This is a genomic window from Catellatospora bangladeshensis, assembly GCF_016862575.1.
Classification (GTDB): Bacteria; Actinomycetota; Actinomycetes; order Mycobacteriales; family Micromonosporaceae; genus Catellatospora; species Catellatospora bangladeshensis.
Genome location: NZ_BONF01000027.1, coordinates 26813 through 42070, shown reverse-complemented (window position 1 = coordinate 42070; position 15258 = coordinate 26813). Strand labels below are relative to the sequence as shown.

General features: G+C 65.4%; 15 protein-coding genes. 4 read left to right on the top strand and 11 right to left on the bottom strand.

Annotated elements, in window-relative coordinates:
* Positions 1 to 371 precede the first annotated feature (371 nt).
* Positions 372 to 950, bottom strand: a complete 579-nt coding sequence (locus Cba03nite_RS22335; RefSeq protein ID WP_203749555.1) for a hypothetical protein — start codon at positions 948 to 950, stop codon at positions 372 to 374.
* 469 nt (positions 951 to 1419) lie between these two features.
* Between Cba03nite_RS22335 and Cba03nite_RS22330 the strand changes: the two genes are divergently transcribed.
* Positions 1420 to 2811: a tyrosine-type recombinase/integrase gene (locus Cba03nite_RS22330; RefSeq protein ID WP_203749552.1), complete on the top strand. Its 1392-nt coding sequence runs from the start codon at positions 1420 to 1422 to the stop codon at positions 2809 to 2811.
* A gap of 539 nt (positions 2812 to 3350) precedes the next feature.
* On the opposite strand, the gene Cba03nite_RS22325 is transcribed toward Cba03nite_RS22330, so the two are convergent.
* From Cba03nite_RS22325 to Cba03nite_RS22310, 4 genes are read right to left on the bottom strand one after another with little or no spacing between them, the layout of a single operon-like run.
* On the bottom strand, positions 3351 to 4187 hold the full coding sequence (locus tag Cba03nite_RS22325; protein ID WP_203749549.1) for a ThiF family adenylyltransferase: 837 nt from the start codon (positions 4185 to 4187) through the stop codon (positions 3351 to 3353).
* A 2-nt stretch (positions 4188 to 4189) separates the two neighbouring features.
* The gene (locus tag Cba03nite_RS22320; protein WP_203749546.1) at positions 4190 to 4696 is read right to left on the bottom strand and encodes a hypothetical protein; all 507 of its coding nucleotides are present in this window, start codon (positions 4694 to 4696) and stop codon (positions 4190 to 4192) included.
* A gap of 1 nt (position 4697) precedes the next feature.
* Entirely contained in the window at positions 4698 to 5087 is a 390-nt protein-coding gene (locus tag Cba03nite_RS22315) for a hypothetical protein (RefSeq protein WP_203749543.1), read from the bottom strand.
* Entirely contained in the window at positions 5084 to 5365 is a 282-nt protein-coding gene (locus Cba03nite_RS22310) for a multiubiquitin domain-containing protein (protein ID WP_203749539.1), read from the bottom strand. Before Cba03nite_RS22310 ends, Cba03nite_RS22315 begins: the two co-directional genes overlap by 4 nt.
* Before the next feature lie 151 nt (positions 5366 to 5516).
* Between Cba03nite_RS22310 and Cba03nite_RS22305 the strand changes: the two genes are divergently transcribed.
* Together Cba03nite_RS22305 and Cba03nite_RS22300 are read left to right on the top strand one after the other, a co-directional pair.
* Positions 5517 to 6029: a helix-turn-helix domain-containing protein gene (locus Cba03nite_RS22305; protein ID WP_203749536.1), complete on the top strand. Its 513-nt coding sequence runs from the start codon at positions 5517 to 5519 to the stop codon at positions 6027 to 6029.
* 16 nt (positions 6030 to 6045) lie between these two features.
* Positions 6046 to 6597: an ImmA/IrrE family metallo-endopeptidase gene (locus Cba03nite_RS22300; RefSeq protein WP_203749533.1), complete on the top strand. Its 552-nt coding sequence runs from the start codon at positions 6046 to 6048 to the stop codon at positions 6595 to 6597.
* Between the two features lie 451 nt (positions 6598 to 7048).
* Here the strand turns inward: Cba03nite_RS22300 and Cba03nite_RS22295 are convergent, their stop codons facing one another.
* Entirely contained in the window at positions 7049 to 8119 is a 1071-nt protein-coding gene (locus tag Cba03nite_RS22295) for a DNA cytosine methyltransferase (protein ID WP_239125943.1), read from the bottom strand.
* A 114-nt stretch (positions 8120 to 8233) separates the two neighbouring features.
* The gene (locus tag Cba03nite_RS22290) at positions 8234 to 8698 is read right to left on the bottom strand and encodes a very short patch repair endonuclease (protein ID WP_239125942.1); all 465 of its coding nucleotides are present in this window, start codon (positions 8696 to 8698) and stop codon (positions 8234 to 8236) included.
* Positions 8699 to 9137: 439 nt separating this feature from the next.
* On the opposite strand from Cba03nite_RS22290, the gene Cba03nite_RS22285 reads away from it, so the two are divergent.
* Positions 9138 to 9893, top strand: coding sequence for a hypothetical protein (locus tag Cba03nite_RS22285; protein WP_203749524.1), 756 nt, complete (start codon positions 9138 to 9140; stop codon positions 9891 to 9893).
* 90 nt (positions 9894 to 9983) lie between these two features.
* Here Cba03nite_RS22285 and Cba03nite_RS22280 read toward each other — a convergent pair whose 3' ends face one another.
* The 4 genes from Cba03nite_RS22280 to Cba03nite_RS22265 are packed head-to-tail and all read right to left on the bottom strand — an operon-like array spanning position 9984 to position 14974.
* Positions 9984 to 10976 carry a DNA cytosine methyltransferase gene (locus tag Cba03nite_RS22280; protein ID WP_203749522.1) on the bottom strand — a complete coding sequence of 331 codons (993 nt, stop codon included), beginning with the start codon at positions 10974 to 10976 and terminating at the stop codon, positions 9984 to 9986.
* A gap of 49 nt (positions 10977 to 11025) precedes the next feature.
* Positions 11026 to 11910, bottom strand: coding sequence for a DUF6339 family protein (locus Cba03nite_RS22275; RefSeq protein ID WP_203749520.1), 885 nt, complete (start codon positions 11908 to 11910; stop codon positions 11026 to 11028).
* The gene (locus Cba03nite_RS22270; RefSeq protein ID WP_203749517.1) at positions 11907 to 12884 is read right to left on the bottom strand and encodes a hypothetical protein; all 978 of its coding nucleotides are present in this window, start codon (positions 12882 to 12884) and stop codon (positions 11907 to 11909) included. Before Cba03nite_RS22270 ends, Cba03nite_RS22275 begins: the two co-directional genes overlap by 4 nt.
* Positions 12881 to 14974: a helix-turn-helix domain-containing protein gene (locus Cba03nite_RS22265; RefSeq protein WP_203749514.1), complete on the bottom strand. Its 2094-nt coding sequence runs from the start codon at positions 14972 to 14974 to the stop codon at positions 12881 to 12883. Before Cba03nite_RS22265 ends, Cba03nite_RS22270 begins: the two co-directional genes overlap by 4 nt.
* Between the last annotated feature and the right edge of the window lie 284 nt (positions 14975 to 15258).

Genomic DNA, 15258 nt, shown 5'->3' with positions numbered 1-15258 from the left:
TCTCATAGGCAGGTCATGAGTTGAGACTGGTTATGACAGCGGACGCGACAGGGTTGGTACTGTCTGCCCTTCCCCATCGGCGTGGAGGCACGGCGTCGGTCATGGAGCAGGTTCAGCAACGCGGTGACGACGACGGAGGCACCCAGTTCAGATAGGACGGTGGCCGTGCTGACAACTTCCTGCGAGACGTCGCCGGACAGGCGAGGCTCAAGTAGGTCTAACACCTCAGTGCTGTCGGTAGCGACACCTGGTGAGCCGCACGCGCCCCAGTCAAGAAACACCTGGCGTCCTCCTTCCTCACCACACCCTCGCCGATGTGGCCGCCCTGCCGTTGCCCAAGCCGGTCCGGTATACCGGCGGCGCTGCCCGCCTCACTCAGCGCGCGAAGGCCGCAGGATGCGCTGCTCGCCTGTCGCCTGGTCCACCGCGATGACGACATCGTGGGTGGACGGACTCGGCATCGCCGCGAGCACGGAAGGCAAGCGGTCGAGCCAGCCTGGCCACCACGTCTGAGCACCGGCGCCGACAACGTCCGGATCGCAGGCGAACTGCATCACCGGCGATTCCACCTCGACGAGACGTAGGCCGAACTCGTCCGAACCGGCATCGGCTTGCCCCGACGCCGTGACGTGGGAGGACCGGCAGAGCTCTGTCCACCACGCCGCCCCGAGCAGAACTTCCTCGACCGTGTCCAGACTCCGGGGTATCGGTACCACGGCGAACTGCGCGCCGACCTCGAAAGCACCGTCCGTCCGGACCACCACCCGCACGCGCGGCGATTGTGGCAGTACAAACTTTTGCAGGAGGCCGACGGCCCAGGCGAGCAGGATGATCGGGCGGTCGTGGTGCGGTGCGTCACCGAAGTACATGCGCGGCCGAGCCATGACCGCCTCACGGAGGGTCATCACCCTGATCTTCGCACTGCTGTATGGATGGCGCGGGCTGGTCACGCGCGCGATGATCGCATAGTCGTGCGGGGGGGTGCCTGTCAAGACTGCATCGGCGCCGAAGCCTGATCCGGCTCTCACCGACGTCGCCGCTGCCCGACGAAATCCCGCCCGGTACCGGCGGTGGCGGACTGGGGCAGCAGCCGCTAGGGCAGCAGACTGACGCAACTGCAGAAGGCGGGCAGCGCCGTGGCAACGTGGTGGTGTCGCGGCCAGCTGCGGACATCAGGCCAGAGCCTCGGGTAGGTGGCCTTCGCACATGCACGGGTCAATGCCTTGAACTCAACACCGCGACGGTGGATTACGGATTGGCCCAACCGTCATCCGATGCTCAGCCCCCAATTTCGGATATAGGACGCAGAAAAGCATGGATCATGCTACATGGTCATATTACCTAGCAACCTGCTGCGCAACCCTGGCGTCGAAGTAGCTGAAGCATCGTTCCGTAATGGTTTTCGACGGGAGGCGTGCCATGAACGCCACCACTCAAGATCTGGTCTTCCACCGGTGCGGCTGTGTCGATGCGGAAACCGGCCGCCAGTTCGGTGCTCGCTGCCCGAACCTGTGCGAGGAGAGCCATGGCAGCTGGTACTTCGCGATCCAGGTGACGACGGTGGGCGGGTACCGTGCCCGGCACCGCCACGGCGGCTACCCGACCCGCGCGGCCGCGGCCGCCGCCCGCAGCGACATGCTCGCCCTGCCTGCGCAGCTGGCCGCCGGCCAGGCATGGACCGTCGGCCGCTGGCTGCGCCACTGGCTGGACACGACGGACGGGCAGCTGCGCCCGTCGACCGTCAACAGCTACCACTGCCACGTCGACCGCTACCTGGTGCCGACGCTGGGCAGGTTGACGCTCGGCGAGCTGTCGACGCGGAAGATCCAGGAATGCGTCAACCACCTCGCCAGGCAACGCCGCGCCGACGGCAGCCGCCTGTCGGCCTCGACCGTGGACCGGGTCCGGGCGACGCTGCGCGCGGCCCTCAACGCGGCGGTGCGCGGGGACCTGCTGCCCGCCAACCCGGTCCGTGGGGTCCGGATCACCAAACCGACCCGCCCGCACCCGGTCGCCTGGACCGACGAAGTCGTCCAGGCGTGGCGGCGCACCGGCATGCGGCCACCGGTGGCGGTCTGGACCCTGCCGCAGCTCATCACCTTCCTCGACGGCGTCCGCGAGGACCGGCTGGCCGCGCTGTGGTGGCTGATCGCCCTACGAGGCCTGCGCCGCGGCGAGGCCGTCGGACTGCAACGCAGCGACCTCGACATAGCCCACCAAGAGCTGTACATCCACCACCAGCTCGTGGCACTGCCCGGACAGCTGTACGCCGGACCGCCCAAGAGCCGCCACAGCAACCGCACCATCGCCCTGGACACCCAATCGACCCAGTGGCTGGCCGGCCAGCAGGCCCGACAGGAACAAGAACGCCGCGAACACCGCTACGTCGACCAGCGGCGGCGTGACTCCCGCCTGCGCACCGGCAACACCTGGGACGACACCGAGGCACTGTTCACCTACACCGACGGACGGCCGGTCCGGCCGGAGTACCTGACCCACCGCTTCAACGCCATCGTCAAGCAACTCGAGCTGCCGCCGGTCCGGATGCACGACCTGCGCCACGGCGCCGCGACGCTGGCACTGGCCGCACACACCGACCTCAAGATCATCCAGCACATGCTCGGACACGCCAGCATCGTCACCACCGCCGACACCTACACCAGCGTCCTACCCGAGGTCGCCCACCTGGCCGCACAAGCCGTGGCCGACCTCATCCTCTCCGCGGCCCGGCAGATCCCGGGCGCGAAGCTCGACGAAGGCGTGACCCAGATCCCGACCGCCAACACCGAGGCAGGGTTCTGCCAGACGTGAAACGGACCCCAAATACCAAGGGGCACAACGCGATGAACAGCTATAACGCGCAACTCGCCGAAGTAAGGCGCGGTACCGCTGTGCCCCAGGTCTGCCCCATCCATGCCCCATATGACAGCAGGGAATGCGACCGAAAGGCCGCATTCCCTGCTGTGAAGCCGTGCGCCGCCAGGGACTCGAACCCCGAACCCGCGGATTAAGAGTGCGTAGGCTACGCCCCTTCTCCGTCAAGAGCTTAATGGTTAAATTATCGGGCAAGAGTGGATTGCACAACCGGGAAGTACCGCACGGTGTCGTTGGGTGTCGGCTGGTGTCGCGTAGGCCGCGTCGCATGGCAGCACGTAAACATCGACGCTCATGCGCGAGGTGACGTGTAGTGCCGGCACTGCGTGCGACGTACGAGCACGCAACCAGCACGCAGCGGCGGACGTGTGTAGCCGTAAACCAGTCCGCGGGAAATCTGGCCCTCACGGGCCCAGAGGGCTGGCGAGTGCCAGCGAGTGCCGGAAGATGGCACCTACGCATGAGAGGGAGTCCGACTAGCCGATCGGCCTGTCCAGCCACCTGAAGCAGTATGCACAATCGTTTCCGTTGGGTGCATCGGTGTTGATCCGCACCATGCCCTGGTCGCCACGGTAGACGAGATGGTTTCGTGCTGGCCGCAGTCCCGTGATGTGGACCATGGCTTCGGTAGCGGCCAGTGACGCTACGAGCCCGTTGATGGTGACCACGGACGGGCCTGTCGCGGCTTGCAGCTCTTCGACCGGGACGCCGTATATATCGGCCTCGGTGGCGCGCTGTTCAGGGGTTTGAGTGGCGTGGCGGATCGCATCAGCGTCGAGCTGGCCGAGGCAGTACAGACAACCCGGGCTCACGCCAGCGGTGACGACCCGCCCGCCGTAGATGAGGTTATCGCCGGAGCCGTGGATGTCCGTGGCGGCGTCGATGTAGGCGATCTTGTTCTCGGAGGCCAGGTCGGTAAGTTGCAGGCGGGGCAGGTCGTGGTCCAGGCCCCCGAGGAGGAGATCGACTGCCGAGAGTGCGGTCAGCGCGTCCGGATGCGGCAATAACTGAGGGACCGCGTTGACAGAGGCGGACGGCGCTATGGCCCGGATCATGCGTTCAGCGAGGCCGACCTTGAGCGTGCCGACGTCGTCGGGGTAGGCGGTTATCTGCCGGTTGAGGCTGTGCGGGCTGGTCGGGTCGGCGTCCACGAGCACGAAAGTTGTGATGCCAAGGTAGGCCAACTGTTGTGCGAGATGGCTGCCCAGTCCGCCAAGTCCGACGATTCCGACTGCCGTCTTCCTGATCCGATCCTGCCCTGCGGCCCCGAAAAAGCTGATCTGGCGATCATAACGTTCGTTATCCTCAATCACTGTTAACTCCGTTCTGCTTCAAGTCGGGCGCCGCTGCGGCCGGTGGGGTACATGACCTGTTCTCCGGCGACGAGTGCATCGATCCCGGACGCTGGACTGCATGTCTGCCACGAAAGCGCGTCGAAGCTGTCAGGGCCGAGCACCAGGGCGATGTAGGGTCGGCCAGGCAGGCGCCAGGTCATGTGCGGGCCGAGTTCTCGCAGTCCGTCGAGATCAATGTCGCTGAACTGGGTCCTCGGCCCTCTCCAGAGGTGTGCATGCGCTTCCACGATCCCGTAGTCGTGCTCGTGGGCGGTGCGGATGAGCTGCGGGCGGACGTGGTCGGCGAGTTCCACGCCGTGGCGGTCGCTCGCCGTGTATTCATCGTCGTGGAGTAGCTCGACCTCGACCCCGTGCTGATCGGGTCCGTCGGCGGCTGGCCGAGTGTAGATGAAGGCGATCCTCTCAGTGGGCGCCGCCAGGTATCGCAGGACGCGCTCGTAATGGTCGGCAGTGAGGTGAAGGCGCATGTCAGGACAGCTCCCGCAGCCGACCCGTGATCGAACGCACGAAGTCGACCATGCTGCTGCCGGTTCCGGGCTTGGGGCCAGGCGCCCATGGGTCGAGGTTCCAGGAGAACTGGCCCCAGTTGCCACCCCATGGAGGCGTGGTCACGTTGGGGCTGTAGTTGCTGGGCGTGCTGTTGTTGGCGAGCAGGAGGCCGTCACGGACGAGGAAGGCGTACGGCTCTTGTCCGGGTAGGTTGTCGGGGATCTGAAAGGCGATTTCCGCAGCCTGCTTGTTCCAGCCGGCGGGGATGGCGAAGTCAGGGATCCGGCACCAGCCGGTGCCGGCGTGGTGATCCAGAGACGGCCAGCAGTGGCGCAGGAGCTCGAGCTCCTGCGCCGCCCAGTGGTTCACCGGTCGCCCCGCTTGAAGCCGACCTTCTTACCGAAGCCGCGCCCGGGCTTGAGCTCCACAACCTCGCCTTCGCCGAGGGTGCGCTCGGTGTTCTCGCGGAAGTCGATCTCGATGACGGCCTGGTCGGCCGGCAGGCCAGCGAGCTGGCGGACCTGTGTAGGCGTGATGGTCGGCTCGTGCCACTCGTAGATGCGGCCCTCGATGTTGAGCTCGAAGGTCGGCCCTCCGGCTGCGTTGTTGTCGGCCCTCGCGGGCAGCATGGAGTCCGTTGACACCATCGATCCCCCTCACTAGACTTGCACTGTAACAGCAAAGTTGCAGTGCCGTTCTGCTGATCGACTCCAGGTTGAGCGCTCCAACACGATCTGTCAAGGAGGTTGCGCGCCAAGGCGTAGTACCGTGTTCACTTCGAGGAGGTGGGAGGAGGCCATGGAAAGCCTGTTCGATGACGGCGTCGCAGGTCAGATGGAGATTCTGGCGATCAACGAGCTGGGACGACTTGTCCGCGAACGACGCGAGCAGAACCGCCAGTCGGTGCGCCAGGCCGCGCAGGCGGCCGGCGTCAGCTTCGCAACGCTCGCGCGCGTCGAGGATGGCAGCCAGCCGGACTTCGTGACCTTCATGAAGCTGTGCGCGTGGCTGGGAAGACCGCCGTCATCCTTCTTCCAGCCGGTCGCAGAACGGCCGGTCGACCATTTGGAGAAGGCCCTAGGCCATCTCGCCGCCGACCCGCGACTCACCAGCGCAGCTGCGGATCGCATCATGTCCTTGGTGAAGGACATGTACTCGGTTCTCGCGCACGCGCCCAAACCGGCGGTCGCGCTGGACATGCACCTACGAGCCGCCTCCGTCATGCGACCTGGCGTGCCCGAACGTCTTGTCGGGGTCCTTACTGACATGCGTCAAGCCCTCGTCACCAAGATCGACAAAGGCGAGCTATGACCACTCGGAGACGACCGTGACCTTGCGGCGTGGCTTCAAGGCCGAGGCCGAGCGCCGAGCGGTGGCGCTGAGGGCCGAGCTTGGGCTCGAACCGTCCGATCGTCTGGACATCAACGAACTTGCCAAGCACCTCGGCGTTGACATCGTGCTCGCTGATGAGCTCATCGACATCGGGCGACTGGAGGAGCTAGAGCGGATCCAGGCATTCGCCTTTTCCGCTTGCACGTTTCACATAGATGGCCGCCATATCATCGTCATCAACCCACTGCGAGTAGTAAGCCGCCAGACAAGCGACATCGCGCACGAGCTGGCGCACATTCTTCTCGGCCACGAGTTGAGCGAGGTCCTCATCGTTGCTGACACCCCCTTCAGAACATGTCGGCCAGATCAGGAGGAGGAAGCAACGGCGCTCGGCGGCACCCTGCTGCTGCCTCGGCCGCTGCTCCTGCACGCAGCCCGCAAGGGCTACGACATCGCTGCCATCGCACGCGCCTACGGCGTGACCGAGGAGATGGCCCGCTACCGCTACAACACGACAGGCGTGAACCGCCAGGCCTCACCCAGATAAAGGCTCGGCCCTACCGTTAGCCGCAGCAATCGGACCACGCGGAAGCCTGTCAGCTTCATTGCGTTCGGTGGCACGGCGGCGCCCCTGCAGGCCGTCGCCGCAGGATTCGGAGCCGTGGGCATTGCATGGATGGCTGAGGGACAGTCTCATCCGATCGGTTTCCAATGACATATGAGTGCTGGCGGTCTACCGGAAACTCCGATCCGGCGTCGGCATCGGATATGTAGCGTCATGTGAATGGGCGATATGCGACTGCCCCGTTCGAATCCGGTCAAGGTCGTGGTTGCGCTGGGCCATGGCAACGGTTCTCGCTTGCGGTTCGCAGGGCCCGTCCGGTGGTGTCGATGATAATGCGAGGGTTGCTGTAGTGATACGCCAGGCAACGCCAAACGTATGCGTTCAACGCCTCAGAACGATCGGCCAGGCGAGTGGCCCGCTGGCAGTCTTAGGATTATGCGTCGCGAACGTCGCCGAATGCCAAGTCATACACGTGGCGCGCGAGAGCCTGAGCCAACAGAGGAGGTACGGCGTTGCCGATCTGCCGCGCGATTTCGACCTTCGTACCTTCGAAGACGAAATCGTCGGGGAAGCTCTGAATACGCGCCGCCTCGCGGTGTGTGATCGGTCGATGGTGCACAGGGTGCAGATACCGACCCTTTTCCGGCTTGAAGAACTCGGTACGAATGGTCAGACTCGGGCGGTCCCACCACAGCCTGCCCATAACGTCAGCGGTTCCAGTCTTCTTTTCCCGCCAGCACCGAGGTAGCAGGTCCGGCCTGACCCGGGCGAGGTCGAAACGATTCCCGCCCTCGGGAATGGCCTTGTAGCGCTCCAGCGATTCCGGCCGCGGATTCCGACCGATGTGCAGATCCTGGCCGCCATCTGGCGTCTCGCCGATCTCGGTAATCTGTGGGTAGGGCGCCAGGTCCTCGATCACAGCACGAACGCTGACGTGCTCAACTTTTGTGTCCGATTCTGGGCCGTGGGTGGGTCGAGGCGGCCACGGAACCTCTGCCACGCCCTTAACCGCGATGAAGAGCCCTCGCCGGCGGCGCTGTGCCACGCCATAGTCTGCGGCGTTGAGCACACCGAAGTTGAACGCGTACTGCTTGAGGACCTCGTCAGTCTCCATCAGGCTCAGCAGCCTGGCAAACTGAGCCGACTTCTGGAACTCAGGCACGTTCTCGATGACGAACGCCTTGGGCTGGACCGCACGGACCGCTCGTAGGTAGTGCTGCCAAAGCTCGTTGAGCTGGGCCCGACTGGCATCGTCACGATCCCGCCCGAGAGGGCTGAACCCTTGGCACGGCGGACCACCGATGATGACGTCGGCCTCGGGGAAGTGGTCGACTTGCTCGATCGGGCCGTCGTGAACGTGGCAGTTGAAGTTGCGCTTGAAGGTACGCGCAGCGGCCGGCTCGACCTCCACAGCGAAGACCGGCTCGAACTCGAGGCCTGACTGACGGAATCCGAGCGCGAGGCCGCCGGCTCCAGCGAAGAGGTCGATCGTTCTGATCGTCACTATTCGACCCCTTTCGGCTCGCCAGCAGCCTCTCGACCTTATAGAACGTCAGTTCGGAAGACCAGCCTCCGTGCGAATCATCTCATGAACCGGTCCGGCGGGCCGGGTGGCGCATCAGGCTTCAGGCGAAGGTGTCGTGAGTCGGTGGCCTGATTTGCGACTTCCGAGCACGGCACGGACAGTGTCGACGACCCTCTGAGCGGCGACTTCGCTAGCTTCGTGCTCCCAAACCCGCACGACGGTCCACCCAGCCTCGGCCAGCAGCCGATCGGTCTCGGCATCGCGTTCACGGTTGCGCACGACCTTGTCTGCCCAGTACTGCGCGTTGGTCTTCGACTTGGTGTGATGGTCGGGGCAACCATGCCAGAAGCAGCCGTCGAGGAACACGGCGACCATCGCTCGGGTGAAGCACAGGTCAGCTGTACGGCGAACCGCCTTCACCGGACGAACCGAAACTCGGTAGCGCAGACCGAGCCGGTGCACGGCGGACCGCAGCGCGAGTTCCGGGCGGGTGTCACGACCCTTGTTCGACTGCATGCTGCGGCGCACGCCCGGGCTGGAGGCCCAGCTCTCCTTCACCGTTCGAGAGGGCCGAGCCAGCGGCACCGACGGTGGTGACGCCGGGTCGATCTCCGAGGAGCGGGTTGAGGACACAACTGCATGATCGCACGGTGATCTGGCGACGCGACGATCCGCCTCATCGCTCAGGCGCCGACCTGCGGCGTCGTTCGCGAACGTGGCAGCACCGCACACGAGCCCTGACCCATATCGATCGACGGGGCAGCGACATCACCGCGAAACTGATAACTTTCCGCCGACGACCGTGCTACGAGACGCCGGGGTTGGCCGCCACTTGGACCCGTCCGCCAGATCGGAGACGACGACCGCAGCCGACGTGCTCGCCCACTTCGGTTCCGCACCGAGGACGCATCGTGCGTATAAGGCGTGGCGCACTGATCCGCGGTACGAGATCGTCGTGCCATGGGTTGAAAGACACACGGTCTCGACGGTGTACCGAATGTCCTCGCGCACGGTCGGGGAGGTCTGTCGCCGCACTGGGCACGCCCTCGGCAACGTGAAGAGCGCGGAGGTCGAGGCGCTGCCTCAGATCGCCGACTGGAACCCGCCGTTCGCGTTCACGTTCGTTCTTCATCATCTGACGGAACGCAGCCGTAGTGTGCCGACGTGGGACGAGTTCCGCGTCTTCTTCCGACACGACCCCGTGGGCAGGCTGATGCTGGGTCGACCGATCGACGACGCCAAGGCTCGATCGATCGAGCAAGGGCTGCCCGCAAGCATCGTCGACGACGCATTGCGGTGGCGGGTCGGCAACGCCTATTACTCGTTCCTTCGCGAGCTGTGGTTGCTCGTCCGACTACGAGAGCACGGGATTCCGCTCCAGATTCACCCGTTGGCCGATGCCGTCTTCAAGGTGGACGCGTGGTTCGGCAGGATCGCCCTGAACATATACATCCGGAATGCGCACTATCGCGACGATGAACACGGACGTAAGGTCGCTACCAAGAGTGTCTTGCAGGGTGCCGATCCGGCCTTCCTGGTCGAGAACGTGCGGTTGGAACGGGCCCGCAAATTCGGCAAAGTGCACCTGCCCGACGAGACAGACATACGAACGGTGGTTCAACGATTGAGGCGGTCGACCTGTAGGCCGGCGATCAGCACACCAGCCGAGCACGCGGCCGGCCCCGAAGCCGCCAGCTCGCTGGAACTCGCGCCGAAGATCGAGGAGGGCCAGACCCTCCCGCGCGAGGACTGACCGCCCGCCCCGAAAAGCATGGCGGTGGGTGGACCGGCTCCGGAAGTCGCCAGCTCGGGCGCATCCGACGAGCCGGTCCGATCGATCGGATCAGCTGTCGGCAGCCAATACCGCCCGGATCGCGTTGCCGAGGGCACGTCCGACCGGCGGCGGTGAGGCGTGGCCGACCTGGCGGTACCGGGCCGTCTTCCGGCCCGCGATCTGCCAGTCGGGCGGGAATCCTTGCAGTCGGGCGGTCTGTTCGACCGTCAGCGCCATCATGCCTCGGCGACCAAGGCTCGGGTCCCAGATGAATCCCGGCCCGGGAACGTCATCGGCGACGGTACCGCCGTCCACGCCCATCCTGGCCCATGCGGCTTTCGATCCGGTCGGCCCAAGGTCTGCCCCGCCCCGTTCCCATGAGCCCCCCACCAGCGTCGGAGCGATCCTGTCCGCTTGAGCCGCCCATTGCGCCGCCTGCGTCCACCCCCGGGCCGCCATGGACTCTGCCAAGGCGGTGCCCACGGTCACCGGCGGATCCCATACGCGCTCAGGCTCCTGGAAAGAATCGATGAGGTCGCCCTTGAAGGCCACCAGCACGCCCTGTCGCCGATCTTGCGGAACCCCGTAGTCGGCAGCGTTGATCACGAACCATCTGCACCGGTATCCCAGGTGTCGCAGCTCATCGACCACGAACTCGCGAATGGCGGCGTAGTCGGCCTTGGTCACGAGGTCCGGGACGTTCTCGATCAGCAGGGCTCGCGGCTGCACGCCGTGCATCAGCATGATGGTCGCCTCGAGGAGCCGAAGCTCGACGTCGCTGCCGCGTGTGCGGTTGACGGTCGCGGTCGCCTTGACCCGCGGTAGACCGGCCGACAGCAGGTCCACGTCATAGACTTGCTTCTCGTCAGCCTGGTCGAACTCGAGGACGTCCATCTCTCTTACATCCCATTGCGGACGGTTGAGACGCAGCGTCTCACACGCCACACCGAGGTTGTCGATCAGTAGAACCGGATCGAACCCGGCTTGCTCCAAGCCGAGTGCCAGGCCTCCTGCACCTGCGCAGATCTCGAGCGAGCGCAGACGTCTCGTCAGCGGATTCACTGTCTTCCTCATTCCGGACGTTCGGGTATGGCGGGCCGGTGGACGTACGTCACTCGTCGTCGTTGACGTCGCCGTCGCGCCGGCGGATGGGGGCGTCGAGCAGCAGTTGCTCGAACAGCGGAATCAGCGACTCCACGGAGCCTCGGCGCACGGCCCCGTCGTCGGGACCTAGTGGCAGCCGATCCCACGGTACTGGCGCCATGCCAGCGGACTCGCTTATCCAGTGCAGGAGTGCGTCTGCGTCAGCGGAGTCGTCGATCGCCATGACGTCATAGAAGAGTGTGCTCCCTGCAGCGTTGACCGCGGACGAGAGGGCATTGATGTGATCTCCCGGCCGGGGGGAGCCGTCGGCGAGCAGCCGCTCCAGCACCCCGACGATCGCCAATGCAGTGGGACGGTGATCGATGACGTCCAGTCGCATGGTCGTGTTCAGCACGTCTTGCACGCGACAGGCCAGTTCGACGGGCCTGTAGTCGGCGCCGTTCCGGAACAGTTCAGCGGCCCACCACAGCCTTGCGAACGCTTGCTTGTAATGCGGGCCGGCGAAGCGGGCCGCCGGGGCGATCTCAGCACCCTTGTGGCGCCAGACGACGTAATCGGGCGCCACGATCATGGCCAGGAAGTTCCAGAGTCCTGGGTCTGCTGCCTCCGCTCGGGTCATGCGCAACGTCGCGTGGAGGCGTGGAGCGAGCCAACCGTCGGCCGACGCCCGGCCTCCGGCGAACCGCCGCATCGCTTCGTCGAGGAGTTCACGCACCGGCTCGGTCCGCCAACGATCCTCGAGCTCCGGTAGCGGGTTCGAAGCCTTTCGCAGGATCACCTGCGGTGGGCGCTCCTGACCTGCTTGTATTCCGCGGCTCATGTGCTTGGTGACGGCAGCGCCTGGCAGCGAACCGAGAACGTGTGGTAGATCCGGAATCACCGTACGGTTCATCGGCTCGAGTCCTTTTCGACCGAGATGGATCGCACGGCGTTGGTGAGCTTCTTAGTCGTCTGGCTGCGCTTACCGGCGGCATGCTGAATGCTCGTTTGCAGCTCAGACCAGCCGAAGCCCTTGATGCGGCGTTCGTTGATGTCGTAGAGCGCGTCCGTGAGCTGCCGGCCGGGCAGGACGTCCGGCAGCATCGATCGCAGCACGGACTCGCGCCAGCCTGAGGGCATGAGCGGCGTACCGTCGTCGTCAAGTTCCAGGTCGCCGACGGCGGTGTGGAACATCGCGGTCCAGGCGTCCTGTGCGATCTGGCTGGCGGTCATGTCGCGCAGCATCTTCTCCGCCGCCGAACCTCCCGGAGCGTGGAGTAGATCGATCAGGCCCTCCACTGCGGCGGTGTTCAAGTAGACCGTCGGGATGTCGCCCGACGTCTCCACGATCCACGGGGAGTCTTGATAAGGACGTAGCCACTCGTCAGGACCTTCGCGGAAGTCCGCTTCGACGATCTCCAACTCCCGCTGACGTGTTGGTGTCGTGGCGGTCAAGTCGACGAACCAGTCGCGCTCTGTGGCGCCCACCATTCGCCCTGACATGCTGTCGACCGTGGCGACCACGGCGAGGGACAACACCACACGGTTCAAATGGCGAAGCCGTGAGACTTCGATGCCTCCGTGCCAGAAGCCGTCGTGGCCTCGGTTGAGCTGCGCGGTGCTGCGTGAGTTCGTAACCTTCTCGGACACCACCGCGACGACGGCCAGATCCGACCACGGACCGTCGGCAATCTCCTTTTCGGGCAGCGTGGCCTTCAGTCGGAGGTGTGCGGACTCCCATTTCTCCCGGCCGCCGCGGTGCAGGGCGACGGTTCGTTCGAGCCTGGAGATCTGTGCGTAGGGGAGGTCGACACCGTCGACTGATACGGACACGACTTCGAGATCGACGTCTCCGAAGAGGGTCGGATAGGCGATGGCTGCTCTCATGCCACTGCTCCACGGGCTCGCTGAATGTCGATCACGAGGCGGGCCAGGTCGCCTTTCACGGGATGACTTGATGGATCGGTGACGCCGGTGAACGCGGCCGAGCGCACGCTGGCCTCGATGTGGAGGTTGCCTTCCTCGACCCGGCAGTTGTCCGATGCAGTAAGCAGCTTCCAGCTGACGACGGGTCGGCCGCCCGAGCGGACGTCGAATTTGGCCACGGGCGTCAACAGCCACGGATCGGCCGTGTCTGGCAGCTTGAGATCTACTCTGACCTGCCATGCTCCATCCGCCTGCACGTGCGCGTTGACGTTGCGCACCGTCGGAACCCCCTGCGGGGGACGGGGACCACCCGGACCCGTGGTGTCGAGCTTCAGTAGTTCGCGCAGCACCGACGGGCCTCCGCTGCGTTTGATCTCGCGCCGCCCGACGAGCCCTCTGACCGCCTTGTCGATCTCGGCGCGGAACTCTCTCAGCCGGCTGAGCGCGCCCCGCTCGTACGAGGACGTAAGCTCTTCGGTCCGATCCCAGCGATCGTGCTCGGGAGGTTCGGACGCGCGAAGGAACTGTTCGGCGAGGCTGACGTCGTCACCGTCGCGGGCTGTGGCGTGACCTGCCAGCAGCACGGCCTGGAATGGTGCGGTGCCCAGCGGAAGATCACGGGGACGTTGTTCGGTCACCGTCATACGGTTGCCGCGCATGCACACGACACGGTTGACGCGCTCGTCGCTGTCCGCCGCCGGCGTCAGGAGGAGGACGGCGTGGTGCTCACTGCCTCGCTCTCGACCACGTCCCATGCCACGCAGCGGCGGCACCGTCAGCGGCACATCCACGCGGGCGACCTGCTCGCCGGAGGTGAGCTCCTCGACGACGTCGCCGTCGAGGTATGCCTGCAGCGCCCTGCTCAACGCGGGATGATGGGCGTGGGGATCGACACGCTGCTCAGGTATGAGGACATGGCCGTTACGCAACGTGGTGACTCCTGCCTCTAGTAGCGGATGAGCGGCGTTCCCTCCGACCATGGCCGCCCAGAAGCCGTCGGCCAACGACTTGACCAGCTTCTCGTGCATCTCGGGCAGGTCGTCGGCATCACCGGAGGCGTCGTGGGCACCCACGATGAGGAACGAGGTACCTGGCTCGTCCGTCGACCGGTCGAGATGAAGGTTGCGGACGGTCTGTTCGTCGGCCCACCATGAGCGCGACACATCCTTGTGGGCGGGCTCGGTGTCCGGTTCGCCGAACCACGCCGGGCCGGCGTAAGCCTGGCCGCCGACGTCGCGCCAGGGCAAGTCGAGCCGACCGATCACGCGCCGTTGCGTGCGGCCCTCATGAGGAACGGCCAGAGTCGAATTGATCAACACAAGGCCGAAGCGGCTCGACGCCCACAAGGTCGCCTTGCCAAGGCCATAGGAGCCCCCTGCACGGCGTGAATCGTTCTTGTGGCTGTCCAGCTGACGCCTGACGACGGCCGCGTAGCGGCCGTCGTCATACTCGGGACCCGTGAGGCCGTATGCGTTGTAGTCGTCGATGCGCAGCAGTAACAGGGTGCGGTCTCGGCCGAGGTCGTCCAGCGCCGCACGCAGGCTGCGGGAGACCTTCTGTCTGGCGGAAGCGGCCTTCTCATAATGATCGGCCAGCTCGTGCCAACGAACGGCTTGCTGAAACGAATCCAGGTATTCGCCACTGATCTCGTGCAGTGTGTAGCGCACCCGCACGGGCTGGGAGGGATCCTTGCGTTCGTCCAGGGAGTTCTGGGTGGCTTCGCGGGCCAGGACGGCGAGATCGGCGTCGAACGCGAAGGCCGCCGCGTTGCCGTACTCGCGGCCACCGTCGGAATGCGCCGGCCGGTGGTGCCACCGGCGCGGCAGCTCGGCCACGACGTCCGTCCGGTTGTAGATCGAGGCCGCGTCGATGCCGAGGGCTTCGGCGATCGACCTCTTGACCTCTTCGCGTGGCTCGGCCCTTCCGGTGATCCATGCAGAGACCGCTGCGCGTGTCAGATTCAGCTGAGCCGCGAGCTCCGTCTGGGTGATCCCGGCGCGCCGCAGCTGGCGGCTGAGCCAGGGCCCGAACTCCTCCTGCTGTTCTGTCATCTACTACGCCGCCTTCCGCCTGGCTCGACACCTACGGCGACGACTCTAGCAAACGATGTTTGACAGCGCACCACTCGTCAAATTACAGTTGTCATCGCGCCTGTCGGCCATCGCAAGACGGTCGAACCCGAAAACGGGACGTGTCGCTGACGAGACCGCCGTCTTGGTGGGACTCATCGCCGATCGGACCGCCAACATACTCCGTTGCGTGACTGTCGGTGGTCGTCCAATGACGACTACTGTCGACCGCCGTACGCACCCGGACGTACAAGCTCGACAAGACG